The organism is Pseudomonas putida, from assembly GCF_022627325.1.
Classification (GTDB): domain Bacteria; phylum Pseudomonadota; class Gammaproteobacteria; order Pseudomonadales; family Pseudomonadaceae; genus Aquipseudomonas; species Aquipseudomonas putida_X.
Genome location: NZ_JAETZZ010000004.1, coordinates 34,742 through 48,325 on the forward strand (window position 1 = coordinate 34,742; position 13,584 = coordinate 48,325).

15 protein-coding genes are annotated in these 13,584 nt (G+C 59.0%); 7 read left to right on the forward strand and 8 right to left on the reverse strand.

Going from position 1 to position 13,584, the window contains the following annotated elements:
• The first annotated feature begins 125 nt into the window (after positions 1–125).
• Genes JNA92_RS07725 through JNA92_RS07735 form a run of 3 tightly spaced genes read left to right on the forward strand, consistent with a single transcriptional unit; the run spans position 126 to position 1,631 of the window.
• Positions 126–689, forward strand: a complete 564-nt coding sequence (locus JNA92_RS07725; protein WP_012316174.1) for a GNAT family N-acetyltransferase — start codon at positions 126–128, stop codon at positions 687–689.
• On the forward strand, positions 686–1,225 hold the full coding sequence (locus JNA92_RS07730; protein ID WP_241804152.1) for a hypothetical protein: 540 nt from the start codon (positions 686–688) through the stop codon (positions 1,223–1,225). Before JNA92_RS07725 ends, JNA92_RS07730 begins: the two co-directional genes overlap by 4 nt.
• Positions 1,226–1,244: 19 nt before the next feature.
• The gene (locus JNA92_RS07735; protein WP_241804153.1) at positions 1,245–1,631 is read left to right on the forward strand and encodes a lysozyme inhibitor LprI family protein; all 387 of its coding nucleotides are present in this window, start codon (positions 1,245–1,247) and stop codon (positions 1,629–1,631) included.
• 124 nt (positions 1,632–1,755) lie between these two features.
• Here the strand turns inward: JNA92_RS07735 and mnmH are convergent, their stop codons facing one another.
• Together mnmH and selD are read right to left on the reverse strand one after the other, a co-directional pair.
• Positions 1,756–2,853, reverse strand: a complete 1,098-nt coding sequence (gene mnmH, locus JNA92_RS07740) for a tRNA 2-selenouridine(34) synthase MnmH (protein ID WP_241804154.1) — start codon at positions 2,851–2,853, stop codon at positions 1,756–1,758.
• Entirely contained in the window at positions 2,853–3,887 is a 1,035-nt protein-coding gene (gene selD, locus JNA92_RS07745) for a selenide, water dikinase SelD (RefSeq protein WP_241804155.1), read from the reverse strand. The genes mnmH and selD overlap by 1 nt, the downstream gene beginning before the upstream one ends.
• A 123-nt stretch (positions 3,888–4,010) precedes the next feature.
• Here selD and JNA92_RS07750 point away from each other — a divergent pair, with 123 nt between their 5' ends.
• The 4 genes from JNA92_RS07750 to phnE are packed head-to-tail and all read left to right on the forward strand — an operon-like array spanning position 4,011 to position 7,241.
• Entirely contained in the window at positions 4,011–4,865 is an 855-nt protein-coding gene (locus JNA92_RS07750; protein ID WP_241804156.1) for a putative selenate ABC transporter substrate-binding protein, read from the forward strand.
• Positions 4,862–5,656, forward strand: coding sequence for a phosphonate ABC transporter ATP-binding protein (locus tag JNA92_RS07755; protein ID WP_241804157.1), 795 nt, complete (start codon positions 4,862–4,864; stop codon positions 5,654–5,656). The genes JNA92_RS07750 and JNA92_RS07755 overlap by 4 nt, the downstream gene beginning before the upstream one ends.
• Positions 5,650–6,477, forward strand: a complete 828-nt coding sequence (locus JNA92_RS07760) for a PhnE/PtxC family ABC transporter permease (protein WP_241804158.1) — start codon at positions 5,650–5,652, stop codon at positions 6,475–6,477. The genes JNA92_RS07755 and JNA92_RS07760 overlap by 7 nt, the downstream gene beginning before the upstream one ends.
• Entirely contained in the window at positions 6,474–7,241 is a 768-nt protein-coding gene (gene phnE, locus JNA92_RS07765) for a phosphonate ABC transporter, permease protein PhnE (RefSeq protein ID WP_241804159.1), read from the forward strand. The genes JNA92_RS07760 and phnE overlap by 4 nt, the downstream gene beginning before the upstream one ends.
• On the opposite strand, the gene JNA92_RS07770 is transcribed toward phnE, so the two are convergent.
• From JNA92_RS07770 to JNA92_RS07795, 6 genes are all read right to left on the reverse strand, one after another.
• Complete coding sequence (locus JNA92_RS07770; protein ID WP_241804160.1) at positions 7,213–8,136, reverse strand: bestrophin family protein; 924 nt, start codon at positions 8,134–8,136, stop codon at positions 7,213–7,215. The two genes, phnE and JNA92_RS07770, sit on opposite strands and share 29 nt — an antisense overlap.
• Before the next feature lie 170 nt (positions 8,137–8,306).
• A complete protein-coding gene (locus JNA92_RS07775; RefSeq protein WP_241804433.1) occupies positions 8,307–8,954 on the reverse strand; it encodes a trypsin-like peptidase domain-containing protein in 648 nt (215 codons plus the stop codon).
• A gap of 801 nt (positions 8,955–9,755) precedes the next feature.
• The gene (locus JNA92_RS07780; protein ID WP_241804161.1) at positions 9,756–10,823 is read right to left on the reverse strand and encodes a DUF5677 domain-containing protein; all 1,068 of its coding nucleotides are present in this window, start codon (positions 10,821–10,823) and stop codon (positions 9,756–9,758) included.
• A 186-nt stretch (positions 10,824–11,009) separates the two neighbouring features.
• Positions 11,010–12,026, reverse strand: coding sequence for a RelA/SpoT domain-containing protein (locus JNA92_RS07785; protein ID WP_241804162.1), 1,017 nt, complete (start codon positions 12,024–12,026; stop codon positions 11,010–11,012).
• 490 nt (positions 12,027–12,516) lie between these two features.
• On the reverse strand, positions 12,517–13,116 hold the full coding sequence (locus tag JNA92_RS07790; protein WP_241804163.1) for a tail assembly protein: 600 nt from the start codon (positions 13,114–13,116) through the stop codon (positions 12,517–12,519).
• Positions 13,116–13,475, reverse strand: coding sequence for a hypothetical protein (locus tag JNA92_RS07795; RefSeq protein ID WP_241804164.1), 360 nt, complete (start codon positions 13,473–13,475; stop codon positions 13,116–13,118). Before JNA92_RS07795 ends, JNA92_RS07790 begins: the two co-directional genes overlap by 1 nt.
• Positions 13,476–13,584: the final 109 nt, after the last annotated feature.

The window sequence follows — 13,584 nt, forward strand, 5'->3', positions numbered from 1 at the left end:
TCTTGAGAGTGGGCGCCGCCCGCGCGGCGCTCAGTCTCCAGCACAGGCTGATACGCCAAGCATGCCCCAGCCCTCCCACATGACGTTAAACTGTCATCTCCCCAGCAATGGACAGGAGATGCGGCGTGACCCCACCCCGAAGTTTCCCCACCGACCTCTGCCTCGACAGCCCGCGTCTGCAGCTGCGCCCGATGCGCCACGCCGATGCCCAGCAATGGCTGACGATCATGGCCGACCCCGAGGTCATGCGTTACTGGCACCATGCCCCCTGGCAGGACCTGGCCGAGGCACAAAGCGCCTTGGCTGCCGACCGGGAGGCCTATGCCAATGGTGACCAGCTCAAGCTGGGCATGTACCGCCGTGACACTGGCGAGCTGATTGGCATGGTCCAGCTGTTCAACATCGACGACACCTCCCGCCGTGGCGAGATTGGCTACTGCCTGGCCAGCGCGGTGCAGGGCAGGGGGTACATGGACGAGGCGCTGACCTGCTTCATCGACTACCTCGCCCATACCCTGCACATGCGTCGCCTGGAGGCAGAGATCGACCCCCGCAACAATGGTTCGGCACGCACGCTGGAACGTCAGGGTTTCGTCCTTGAAGGCACATTGCGCGCACGCTGGTGCGTGGCGGGTGAGTTGTCCGACTCGGGCATTTACGGGTTGTTGCTCGAGCCACCTGTTGCATGACGGCTTTCTACGTCACGTTCAGCCTTGCCCTGTATTTGCTCGGCCTGTGTTTCGATGGCGCGCTGATGAGCGCCGGCAGGCACATGCCGGCCTTGCAGATGTTGCTGTACGGGCCTTGGGGTGTTCCGTTCGGTCTGTTCCAGTGGTTTGCCAACCCGCTGCTGGCAGTCGCAGTCCTTGCCCATCGGCGTTTTCGGCGTTTGGCGCTGGTCGCCGGGTTGGCCGCGCTGTACCTGGCGGCGAGCAGTTTTGGCATCGAACGGCTGCCGGATAACATCAGCTACGCGTTTCAGGACCGCATTGGCTTTGGTGCGGGTTTTTACCTTTGGCTGGCATCTATCGTGGTGTTCTGCGCCGGGCAGGCATGGCATGTCTGGAAGGCGCAAGGCGCACAAGACATGCCGGGTTGGCGCTGGCTGGACGTTGCGTTGATTGCAGCACTGGCACTGGCGGTGTATGCCGCCACGCAAATGCCGTCGCTGCGTTTTGTGCCGGGCAAGGTACTGATGCCTCCCGAGCAGCCGCAGGCGTTTTGAAATTGACCAGGAGAGGGTGATGAACAAGCAGTTTTTGATGGGGTTGGGCTTGGCTTGCTGCATGCCTGTGGCGATGGCCGAGGACAACTCGCCGAGCTACACCCAGTGCATGGACAAGGCTTCCAGTACGGTGGCGATGAGCAGTTGCATCCAGGCCGAGACCCAGCTGCAGGACGCGCGGTTGAACCGGGCTTACAAACAACTGATGGGCAAGCTCGAGGCGGGGCCTAAGAAGCGCTTGCGCGATGTTCAGCGCCAGTGGATCGCTTACCGGGATGGCAACTGCAAATTCCACGTGCAAGCCAGCGGCGGCACGATGGCCCAGCTGGAGGGCGGGATGTGCATGATGGACATGACCCGCGAGCGGGCGGCAGAACTGGAGCGGGTGCTAAGCCCCGGGCAATGATGTCGCTCCTGCGGGCCCCATCGCTGGCAAGCCAGCACACATGGATTGCGCCGGCTTTTAGAAATGCCTAGAAGCTGACGCGGTCCCTGTGGCCGGCTTGCCGGCGATGGGCCGCAAAGCGGCCCTAGCGATGGCGAGCCTTGAGGTACTCGCGCACCTCCACAGCATCCCCTGCAAACTCGATCCGCTGCGCCTTGGCATCACGCTGGTAGGCATACATCGGGTCGTAGTATTCCTTCAGCAACCCCTCGATCCACCCCCGGTGTAAATCGATACCCCCGGTGCGCTGCTGCTCATCCAGCGCCAGGCGCATGATCTCTGACAGGCGCTGACAGCGCTCGCCACCCAGGCGCTTGTGGATGTTGCTCATGCTTTGTAACAGGCGCTCAGCGAACAGCCGGCGCCCGAGTTCTTCGCCATGGAGCGCGACGAATTCGGCGCACAGGTTAACCACGTAGTCGCGCAGAATGCGTTCCACACGGTTTTCGAAGCTGTCCTCCAGCCATACCAATGGGTACTGCTGCATACCCTGGTACAGCTCCAGCGGCACGGTGCAGCTCCCGACGATACGGCCCTCGTCCTCCAGCACGAATTGCTCGATACCGCGGGCGCGTTTTTTCAGCACGTCGATGGCCAGCTTGTTCTCGAAATCGATCTGCGCCGGCTGCCCGGTGGCACGTTTGCCGAAGCTCGAACCTCGATGGTTGGCATGCCCTTCAAGGTCGATCACGTTGCTCAGCTGGTGCAGCACATCGGTCTTGCCAGTGCCGGTCAGGCCGCCGAGCAGAACGAAATCGCATTGCTCCACGGCCTGCTGGGTTGTTTCCAGCAGGAACGTGCGCAGGGCTTTATAGCCACCCTTGATACGCGGGTAGGCGATGCCCGCTTCGTCGCGCAGCCACTGCTGAACGATCAGCGAGCGCAGGCCGCCGCGGGCGCAGTAGAGGTAGCCATCGGGGTGGGCCTTGGCAAAGCTGGCCCAGGCGTGCAGGCGCTCGCGCTTGAGGGTGCCGCTGACCAGTTGATGGCCAAGGGTGATGGCGGCGGCCTGGCCCTGCTGCTTGTAGCAGGTACCGACCTTTTGCCGCTCCTGGTCGGTCATCAGCGGCAGATTGACCACGCCGGGGAAGGCGCCCTTGGCAAATTCGACGGGCGCACGCATGTCCATCATCGGTACATCGTTGAGGAACAACTGGCGGAAGTCGGTGCAGTCGTGGCGCATCAGTTCACCTCGACTGCGTGGCTCTGTCGCTCAGCCAGCAGGCCGATCGGCGCAAGGTCCAGGCCCAGTTCTGCGGCGACGGCAAGGAACGCCTGCTCGCCTTCGGGGGTGACCGCCACCAGCAGGCCGCCACTGGTTTGCGGGTCGCACAGCAGGTGCTTCTGATCGTCGGTCAGCGCACCGATCTTGTGCCCGTAGCTGTCGAAGTTGCGCAGGGTACCGCCGGGGATGCAGCCCTCGGCCATGTAGTGCTCGATGCCCGGCAGGCGCGGAACGGCGGCGTAGTCCAGGTGTGCGGTCAGCCCGCTGCCCTCGGCCAATTCGACCAGGTGGCCGAGCAGGCCGAAACCGGTCACGTCGGTCATCGCCTTGACACCGTCGAGCTTGCCAAAGCGGCTGCCGGGGGTGTTGAGCGTGCACATCCAGTCGCGGGCCAGGCCCTGGTCCTGTTCGCGCAGCTTGGCCTTTTTCTCGGCGGTGGTGAGGATGCCGATGCCCAAGGGCTTGGTCAGGTACAGGCGGCAACCCACTGTCGCGGTGTCATTGCGCTTGAGGTGGCGCTTGCTGACCACGCCGGTGACAGCCAGGCCGAAGATCGGCTCGGGGGCATCGATCGAATGCCCGCCGGCCAGGGGGATGCCGGCTTCGGCGCACACGGCGCGGCCACCGCGAATCACCTCGCGCGCCACTTCGGGCGGCAGCACGTTGACCGGCCAGCCGAGGATGGCGATGGCCATCAACGGGTCGCCGCCCATGGCGTAGATGTCGCTGATGGCGTTGGTGGCGGCGATGCGGCCGAAGTCGTAGGGGTCATCGACGATGGGCATGAAGAAGTCGGTGGTGGAAACCACGCCACGCTCTTCATCCAGGGCGTACACGGAGGCATCATCGCGCGATGCGTTGCCGACCCACAGGTTCTGGTCCTGGGCCTGGACGCCACTTTCGGCCAGGATCACATCCAGCACCTTGGGGGAGATCTTGCAGCCACAGCCAGCACCATGGCTGTATTGGGTCAGGCGAATCGGCTCGCTCATTACGCACCTCATTTTTCGTGATGGGCGATTGTAGCAAAGCTGGCCTTTGCGTCCGTGCCACTTATAATCCATCTCCGTCTGCCTATCGCTGGCACTTTCCCCGCTATTGAACCGGAGAATCCCATGCTCAAACGCCCTCTGGCGCTCGCCGCCGGCCTCGTGATGTCCTGCTGTGCCGTTGTAGCGCAGGCCGCTGACACCTTGCGAGTCAGTGCCATTCCCGACGAAGCGCCGACCGAGCTGCTGCGCAAGTTCGAGCCGCTGGGCAAATACCTGTCCCAGCAACTGGGCATGCAGGTGAAGTTCGTGCCGGTGGCCGACTACCCGGCAGTGGTTGAATCGCTGGCCAGCGACCGTCTGGACCTCGCCTGGCTGGGTGGTTTCACCTTCGTTCAGGTGCACCTCAAAGACCCGACCGCCACGCCTCTGGTGCAGCGTGAGCAGGATGCCCAATTCACCTCCAAGTTCATCACCGCCAACCCGCAGGTGAAGAGCCTGGCCGACCTCAAGGGCAAGTCCTTCGCCTTCGGTTCGATTTCGTCCACCTCTGGCAGCCTGATGCCGCGCTACTTCATGCTCAAGCAAGACAACATCAAGCCTGAGGGCTACTTCAGCCGCGTCGCCTACTCCGGAGCCCACGACGCAACCGTGGCCTGGGTCCAGGCCGGCAAGGTCGATGCTGGCGTGCTCAACGCCAGCGTCTGGCAGAAGCTGGTCGATGCCGGCAAGGTCGATACCAGCAAGGTCAAGGTGTTTGCGACCACCCCGACCTACTATGACTACAACTGGACCGTGCGCGGCAACATGGACCCAGCGCTCAAAGACAAGATCAAGCAAGCCTTCCTCGCCCTGGACCCTTCGAACCCGGAGCACAAGAAGATCCTCGACCTGCAGGCCGCCAGCCGTTTCATCGAAACCAAGCCTGAGAACTATCAGGGCACCGAGCAGGCGGCACGTGAGGCCGGCCTGCTCAAGTGACTATCACGCTGCTCGACGCGGGGCTGCGTCACGGCCAGGTTCGCGCGCTTGACTCGGTGTCTGTGCGTATCACCCAGGGTGAGCGTGTTGCGATCATCGGCCCTTCAGGGGCCGGCAAATCCAGCCTCCTGCACCTGATGGCCACGGCCGTACAGCCCAGCGCAGGGCGCCTGGATTTGTTGGGTGAGCAGCCTTGGGCGTTGTCGGCAAAGGCTCGCCAGCGGCTGCGCGCCAGGGTCGGCCTGGTACATCAGGCGCCGCCCTTGCCGCCTCGCCAGCGGGTGGTGACTGCGGTGCTGGCCGGGCGTCTGGGGCAGTGGGGTACGTTACGTTCGTTGCTCAACCTCGTGTACCCCACCGATGTGCAGGGGGCACGCCAGGTGCTGGCCGAACTGGGCTTGGCGGAAAAGCTGTTCGTCCAGTGCGGGCAGCTTTCCGGGGGCCAGTTGCAGCGCGTCGGCATTGCGCGCGCGCTGTATCAGCGGCCCGAGGTACTGCTGACCGATGAGCCGGTGTCAGCGATGGACCCCGTGCTGGCCGAGCACAGTCTGGCCCTGCTCAACCGCCATGCTCAAGCTCACGGCGTGACGCTGGTAGCCAGCCTGCATGCAGTGGACCTGGCCTTGGCGCATTTCCCGCGGGTTATCGGCATTCGTGAGGGCAGGGTGGCGTTCGACTGCTCTGCCGAGGCTGTGACCGAGCAGATGCTCGATGCGCTTTACGCCAACGAGCAGTTGGGGTCGCCACTGCCCCAGGCGCCGACCTTGGCTGTGCAGATTCCGCGATGCTGAAGGCCAGCGCCCGGGATCCGGCATTGGTGCCGCGCCTGTTCGTCGCCCTGGTTGCGCTGGCCCTGCTGTGGCCTGGGGCGCAGTTGAGCGAGCTGAACCCGGGTGTGCTGCTGCAAGCGGAAAACCGCCAGCAGATCGCCAGCTTCACCAGCGCCTTCTGGCCGCCGGCGCATGATGGCGAGTTCCTCAAATTGCTCTACGAGGCGACCCTGCAGACGTTGGCGGTGGCCACTGCCGGCATGGTGCTTGCGCTGCTGCTGGCAGTCCCGGCCAGCTTGCTGGCCAGCCGCGCCTTGTCGTTGCGCGCAGCCTCTCGCGGCGGCCGTTCCGGCGCTTGGTCCCGCCTGCTCAGGATGCCGGTGCGGGGGCTGTTGATTTTCCTGCGCAGTGTCCCCGAGGTCGTCTGGGCGTTGCTGTTCGTGCGCGCGGTAGGGCTGGGGCCAACGGCGGGGGTGCTGGCCATCGCCATCACCTACAGCGGCATGCTCGGTAAGGTCTATGCCGAAATTTTCGAGTCGGTCGACCAGCGCCCGGCGCATGCCCTGCTGCAAGCGGGCAGTGGCCGGCTGACCGCCTTCTTCTACGGCATCCTGCCCAGTGCTGGGACCGAGCTTGTGTCGTATACCGTTTACCGCTGGGAGTGCGCGGTGCGCGCCTCGGTGGTGATGGGTTTCGTGGGTGCGGGGGGGCTGGGCCAGCAGATCGACCTGTCGATGCGCATGTTCGCAGGCGGTGAGGTGGCGAGCATGCTGCTCGCCTTCTTTGGCCTGGTGCTGCTGGCGGACCTGCTCAGCCGCTTCCTGCGGGGGCGGTTGGCATGAGCCGCGTGATCAATCTGCTGGTGATGGCTGCCCTGGTTGGCGCGGTAGTCGCCTCGTTCAGCTACCTGGACCTGGACCTGCAGGCGCTGGTGGGTAACGGCGGGCTGGGGCAGATGGCCGAGTATGCCGGGCGTTTTCTGCAGCCGGACGTTACCCCCGAACATTTGCAAGCGGTGGCGCGCGGTGCCCTGGAAACCCTGGCCATGTCCGGGCTGGGTACGCTGCTGGCAATGGTGCTGGGCATGCTGTTGGCATTGCCCGCCGCGGGGCGTTTCGGTTGGCCGCTGCAGGCTTCGGCGCGCCTGCTGCTCAATGCCCTGCGGGCCATTCCCGAGCTGGTATGGGCGGCGCTGATGGTACTGGCCGCAGGGCTTGGCCCCAATGCCGGGACGCTTGCACTGGCACTGCACACGGCAGGTGTGCTTGGCCGGTTGTACGCCGAGGCATTGGAAAATACCCCGGCCGAGCCGGCGGCGGCGATCCGCCTGCAAGGTGGCGGGCAACTGGCGGCGTTCTGCTTCGGCACCTTGCCCAACCTGTGGCCGCAGTTGCTGGCTTACAGCCTGTACCGCTGGGAAAACAACATCCGTATGGCCAGTGTGCTTGGCCTCGTTGGCGCAGGGGGGCTGGGGCAGATGCTCTACACCACGCTGAGCCTGTTCCAGGAGGCCCAGGCTAGCACGGTGATCCTGGCCATGCTGGTCCTGGTGCTGTTGGTGGACGTATTCAGTGATGTCATGCGCCAGCGTTATGTGCGGGCCTGAACGCCTCAGCGCCTAACTCCCCGCACTGCGCTTCACGTTGCATCGACTCCAGGTTGCGCTCGATGGTCTCGCAAATGGCGTCCATCTGGATCTGGTGTTCACTGAAGCGGAACGGGCTCTGCAGGTCGGTGCCGATCCGCTCGATGGCGAGCAGCATGAACCCCACCACGGTAGACGCCAGTGGCGTGAACCAGCCCAGCGACTCGACCAGGCCCACTGGCACGATCAGGCAGAACACCGAGATGAACAGCCGCGGAAAGTACACGTAAGGGTAGGGCAGCGGCGTGTTGGCGATACGCTCCATGCCGCCTTGGGCGTTGGACAGGTCCACCAGCGTCGATTCCAGCCGCGCCAGGCGGATGCTGTCCAGCCGCCCGGCCTTGTATTCGCGGGCGAGCAGGGCCGCCGAGCCACTGAGGATATCGTTGGCGAAATTGTTCGAACGGTTGCGCCGCTCGAACTCTCCTGGGGGAATGAACGCCATCAGTTCGTCTGGGCAGGCTTCGCCTTTGAGGTGTGCTGCCAGGCAGTTCACATAAGCGATATGCCGGCGCAACAAGGTGGCCTTGACCGGGTTCAGGCCGTCGTCGGTGTCGTCGATCAGCGTCAGCGTCTGCCGGGCGAAGCTGCGTGAACTGTTCACCAGCGCGCCCCACAAGGTACGCGCCTCCCACCAGCGGTTGTAGGCGCTGCTGTTGCGAAAACTCACCAGCACCACCAGTGCCGAACCCAGCAGTGTCAGCGGGATCAATGGCAGGGTGAATTTGCTGTTCAAGAACAGCATGAAATCGATGGTGACCAGCACGTCCCAGATCAGCAGCCAGAACAGCGACCAGCCGATGTAGCCGAAGGTCTTCACCACCAGGCGATACTTGCGGGCGATGATCTCTTTCACGCGGGGAACCTCGAAAGGGGGATGCAGGATCGGACGTCGAGGGTCGAAGAAGGTTCGCGGGTGGGTGTTGCAAGACGTTTTGATCTCGCCAGCGCGACCCTTTTGCCCTCCTGCGCCTGCCGTGGCAGGCCCCTTTGCATGAGTCGTGCTGGCCTGAGTTCAGGTTCAATTCAAGGTTTGGCGGCGACCGCGACATACCCTTTGATTGCGGCAGGCGCGGTCTTGGGCTTGGTTTTATCGGCCAGGTACTGGAAGCGGCGCCATTCCTTGTCGATTTCGCTATACGACATGAACACGCTGACACGCTCTTTGTCGGCCAGGTCCGGCCGGCTGCGCGCATCGATTTCATCTTTGGCGATGAAAGCGACATTGATCCCAACAACCTTGCCGTCGTCGGCGAACACCGGGCCACCGGACATGCCTTTGACCATCGGGCCGTCGTGCACCGAATAGAACACGCTGCCTGGCGTGCCCTGCAGACGTACCAGCGAAGCCAAGGTGTGGCCCTTGCCCTGCACGGGCATCATCAGGCTGTTGAAGCCGACCGCTGTCACAGACTCGCCTGGCACGTACTGCCGCCAGAGCGGCACCTGCGCCGCCTTGTGCTTGAAGAACACCACATCACCCAGGCCTTCATGGACCACGTTGCGCAGGAAGGGGGTGTGCTTGGCGGTTACTGCGTAGTCTTCGTTCCACTGGATGGCGGTGGCCATCAGCAGCATCGGCAGCGGAGCACCGGAGGTGACCACGAACGCCTGATCGTAGACTGGGTCCGACACGTAGGACGTTGGCACTCCATTGCACCCACTGAGCAGCATCATTGCTGCCAGGCAAGGCACAGTTGATTTCATGATTGGCACAGATATCGAGAAATGGGAGCGCGACTATGGCGAAGTGCTATTACGCCATCAATACTTTCTGTGTATATCCGACGAATGACATCTTAGGTGGGGGCAAAGGTGCTGGCCAATAGATTCCAGGCATGGCTGGAGAGCCCGTGGCCATTGGGGTGGCGTCAAAAGTGCGGGTTGAAAAGGGCTTGCATTCAAAAGTGAAATGGCCTCAGCTCGTTGAGCTGGATTGAGCTGGATTGAGCTGGATTGAGCTGGATTGAGCTGGATTGAGCTGGATTGAGCTGGATTGAGCTGGATCGAGCTGGATTGAGCTGGATTGAGCTAGATTGAACTGCATTAAGCTGCATTGAGCTGTGATTAGCTGCATTTCGACGTTGCTTGGGCGGAAGACGACGCACTGGCCCAGGAGCTTTCTGGTCAAACCGCAGGCATAAAAAAACCGACCATAAGGTCGGTTTTTTCCGGATTTTGGTGCCCGAGGGAGACTCGAACCATTGCCTGCATGCTCCGTAACGAAGGGTTTAGTCGGTGATTAATCAAGACCCTACTCACAATCCTACTCACTTCATGCCGAGGCTTCGGTCCCTTCAAGTCCTAAGACGCCCTAAGCGGCTCATCAGGTCAAGTCGGGGGGGATTTTCTGTCTCGCATTGCTGTGTTATAGCCGTCTCTTCATTGGCTGAGGTGAACCTCCCACATATTCAAGTAGTATCGGTGCAAAATCACGTCGTCTTGGGTGGATGGCCATATAACTGCTGGTCACGGTTAGGAAGCAGGAATATTTTTAGCCTGAAGAGCTGAGTCAGCAGCAAGGACTTCCTCTTTAAGTTTTTCGTGCCACAAGCGGATCACTTCAATTTTTAAATCGGATTGTTCATTTGGAAAGGCTTCAAGCAATGCGATAGTTGAGATGGCCATCGATAAACTGGTGCATTGAATTGGCTCGATCAACCCCTCGTTTGAAGGCCCTGTTAACAGAAGATCTTTTTTTGATATCGAGGTTCCAAGCTTGTAGCCAATACTGTCAATGCCGGCGTGCACATACTGACAAGCAAAGTTGAAATGGTTTTTCAAGTAGCTTAACCCAACGAATTTTTCTATTTCGTAAAATTTGCTATCTACCTTATCGGTTGTAGGCTTGCCAAGAGCTTTTGTCGCCCACCCGAAACTCTGGGAGAAATAAGGCTCATATTTTTCGATTACTTCCTTTCTTTCTGCTTCAAATCTGGAAAGTTGCTCGTTAGAGAAAGCCTCGAATTGCAATTCATTATTGGAGTTATAGTGCGTGGCTACTTTAAGTCGGGAGATGTTTTGATAGTCCTTGAATCGTGTTGCTAGATCTTCGTCCCCTTCACTTATGAACTTAGTGATCACCGAGGTTTCATGTAGTGTTCGCCACCGCGAAAATGCACCATCTGCAAAGCCACCATGTAGGAGGTGGGATATTTCGTTTCCTACCTGGACGCATCGCGCGTGAAGCCTTGTGGCTATATTGAACTTATTAGTTTGTGCGCTTGGTTTTATTGAGAAGTTAGATCTTGCCTCGTCAACGATTTCCATGGAAATATACAGGAGGCTATCAAGCCTCTTTAATGGGAGTTGCCATGTGTCAAAAAGTCGGTGCCGAAATTTTCTCAAATCGTCGTAATGATCTTCAAGTATATTGTCTTTCTCTGTGTCCAGGGACATAAACCACTGATGAGCATAAGCATCATCAATATTTATCGCGGCTTTGTCGCTACTCATTGTTAGTACAGCTTCTCGGTCTGCATCTTCAGGCGTTTGATCAATAGGGTCGGAGGTCGTGTTACCTTCCATATTGGAATTTTCCATTTCGTAACATCCTGATTTTTATCGGAAAGATACAACGAGCGTGACTCGTAACCCTTGTGCGGCAAGGTCCAAGATTGTTGTATTTTTTATACCCCGCCTGCAGCACCTTCCGTTCGCAATACATTGGAGCATCATGATTGCTTGAACAAGCTAGTAAGATGCCGCCGAGGCGGTGATTTTATAAAGTCAATCAGTGTGCTTCTTATAAAGATACTCGACTCCTATGCCTCTGCCGGCAACGCTATTTATACCCCTCTCAATTCCGTGCTTAGTAATGCCGAATCTAGAAGCGTCGACACGGTTTTCTGAAGATTTGAGTTTTTGTATGTCTTTTTTCAACTGTGTTATTAGCTGTTGCGATTCTTTATCTTTTGACTGAAGGCTTTCTAGTTTGGCAAAGGTCAAGTCTACGTCTTTTGTAGCTTGCTCTAGTTCGGCTGTAACTCGATCGTGGGCTTCGATTAAGCGGCGGTTTTCATCTTCTGCATCCTTCAGTACACGGCTCAAATCTTTTGCGAAAAGTCCCATTTCGTCTGCACTGCCCGCAAGTCCGGAGAATAATCGCAGAAATATGGCTATTTGGGCATTATCTGAAAAATCTGGATACCTTACAGTATGATCTATTTCGCTCCAGCCTTCCTGGAAAATGGTTCTGACTTGTATCTCCGCGTGATAAGTAAATTTGGCGGGCTGAATTTTGACGATATAGTGAATTGATCGATAACCTCCATCATGCTCTTTCGTCAAGGCTCCACGATCGGAAATTAGCTGATGTGGCTCCTCGCCAGCGCGTACATACGCAATCACGTTTTCGGTCAGCTCCCAATAATCTCGAACGCTCTCGTCTATCTGGGCGCATTCGTCTTTAAATAGATGAAGTGCCCGAACGCCGATTAGATCTGTGACGACATTTAGATAGTTGTGGGGAGTTATATTTTTCCATTTCGCTTGCGGCTTGTTCTCAAGGTTTTTTCTGATAATTTTTTTTAAAAGATGGTCAGGGTTTTTTACGCGCCAGCGAACAGAATGAACTTTATCGAACGTCTGGATGGTCGAAGCGATCATCTTAGCTGCTGAAGTTAGGGAAGGCTGGAGCTTTACGTAATGTTCGTAAATGGCTGATAGATTTTCAATGCTGCAGCCTGACTTTAGAAATTCTGACTCGGTAACGTTTGCTGTTTCGAGTAGTGTTTTTTGATCCATACCGTTCTCCTGGAGTGTGATGGCGCTCTGCTATGGCTGATCATATCTTCGGGTGGGGCCAACTGTCTGCAATATTTCCGGAGGGCCAATGGATTTCTGGGATTAGGGTCTCAGTTGCATGAGCAAGGCACTCGGAGTCCAGGTCAATGCACAGGCATAACAGTCGCAGTCAACACGACGGGAAAGCTCGCTTACCACGCCTCCCGGGGAGGTCCTTTTCTTAGAAAAATATAAAGGCCGCGGTAGCGCAACTGAATTCCGGCCCTGGCCCACTGCGAGCTGTGGCGGCTGATCGGGCATTTCATTGGTAGCAGCGGGGTGCAAACCGATGAAAACCCACCGGGCGAGGCATAGCCTTATTACTGAAGCGCTCAGTGGTTGATTGCCTAATAGCCTCAGAAGCTGCATATGGGCCTTGGGGTGTCCTCAATTTTGAGTACACCCCTAAATATGCCTAATGCCCTGTATGTAAAGTGATCCAGGGTCACTTTTAAGCCTTGTCCTGCGCCACGATCGATGCCGAGATGATTGCCCCGCCCCAGCGGCGATGACCGATACAGATCGGCACGGGTAGGCCGCTGGCTGTGGTGTTCTTGGCACTGCCAAAGGCGTAGCTCGCCAGGTTCTCGGGCGAGCCGCTGTGGCTTAGCCCGCCGGCCTGTGGGCTCAGCATCTGAAGAACCCCTCCCGCCACGTTGGCAATGCCGGCGCCCATCAGGCCGGCAGCAAGGCCGCCTGAGGCGAATGAAGCGGCGACGATCAGCGCTGCGCCAAGAACCGTCTGCAATAATCCGCCCCGCTTGCTGCCATGAATGACGGGGACAAACCAGAGCTCCCTGGCCCCGCCCAGGTCAAGTTCGCCTTCGCTGATGTTCTTCCCATTCTTGAAGATTGCGAAGCGCAGCCCCTTCGTTTCAGAATCCGCCAGGTCACGGGCGAAGCCTGGGTAGTTGGCATCCAGGGCCTTGGTGGCCTCTCGAGCGTCGCCACGATCCAGCACGAAGTGGTGGTGCTTGCCATACTTCTTGCCCAAAAAGCCGCCCAAGCGGATTTTGGTGTTTGGTGCGTAGTCGATCACGGCCGCAGTCATCACACGGCCTCCTGTGGCATAGCCAGGTGCACGCCCAAGCGCCGAGCGAGCATCTCGCGGCACTGCAACGCTTCCAGGCGAATGGAGGCCTCTCGGGCAGGGTCAGGGTTCCAGTTGGGCGCATAGCTCGACCTGGACGCAAGAGCGCCGCGCAGGGTGCCACGCAACAAATCAGCGGATATGCGTGCCTCCTCCTCGGTAAAGAACACGCCATCGAGCTTGACCCTTTGGCCGGCCTGTACATGCTCGACTTCCCACAACAGGTAACAGGGGCCGCCTTTGTCCAGGGTGAAGGTGGCCACGTCGCAGGCTCGGGCGAAACGCTCTTGAAAGGTAGGTGGATCTGGTTGGATGATCACTGCAGGTAGCCTCCAGGTGTTAACTCGTGGGTGTTAAAGCGTTAACTTTTCGAGGTTAAAGGTGTTAACTCGGTTAACACTCAATGAGAGGCTGAACTGACCTCTACGC

Coding starts and splice junctions, on each gene's coding strand:
- JNA92_RS07780 (WP_241804161.1), bottom strand. CDS start 10,823: ATGGAAAATTCCAATATGGAAGGTAACACGACCTCCGACCCTATTGAT.
- selD (WP_241804155.1), bottom strand. CDS start 3,887: ATGAGCGAGCCGATTCGCCTGACCCAATACAGCCATGGTGCTGGCTGT.
- JNA92_RS07735 (WP_241804153.1), top strand. CDS start 1,245: ATGAACAAGCAGTTTTTGATGGGGTTGGGCTTGGCTTGCTGCATGCCT.
- JNA92_RS07750 (WP_241804156.1), top strand. CDS start 4,011: ATGCTCAAACGCCCTCTGGCGCTCGCCGCCGGCCTCGTGATGTCCTGC.
- mnmH (WP_241804154.1), bottom strand. CDS start 2,853: ATGCGCCACGACTGCACCGACTTCCGCCAGTTGTTCCTCAACGATGTA.
- JNA92_RS07760 (WP_241804158.1), top strand. CDS start 5,650: ATGCTGAAGGCCAGCGCCCGGGATCCGGCATTGGTGCCGCGCCTGTTC.
- phnE (WP_241804159.1), top strand. CDS start 6,474: ATGAGCCGCGTGATCAATCTGCTGGTGATGGCTGCCCTGGTTGGCGCG.
- JNA92_RS07785 (WP_241804162.1), bottom strand. CDS start 12,026: ATGGATCAAAAAACACTACTCGAAACAGCAAACGTTACCGAGTCAGAA.
- JNA92_RS07730 (WP_241804152.1), top strand. CDS start 686: ATGACGGCTTTCTACGTCACGTTCAGCCTTGCCCTGTATTTGCTCGGC.
- JNA92_RS07775 (WP_241804433.1), bottom strand. CDS start 8,954: ATGCTGCTCAGTGGGTGCAATGGAGTGCCAACGTCCTACGTGTCGGAC.
- JNA92_RS07790 (WP_241804163.1), bottom strand. CDS start 13,116: ATGACTGCGGCCGTGATCGACTACGCACCAAACACCAAAATCCGCTTG.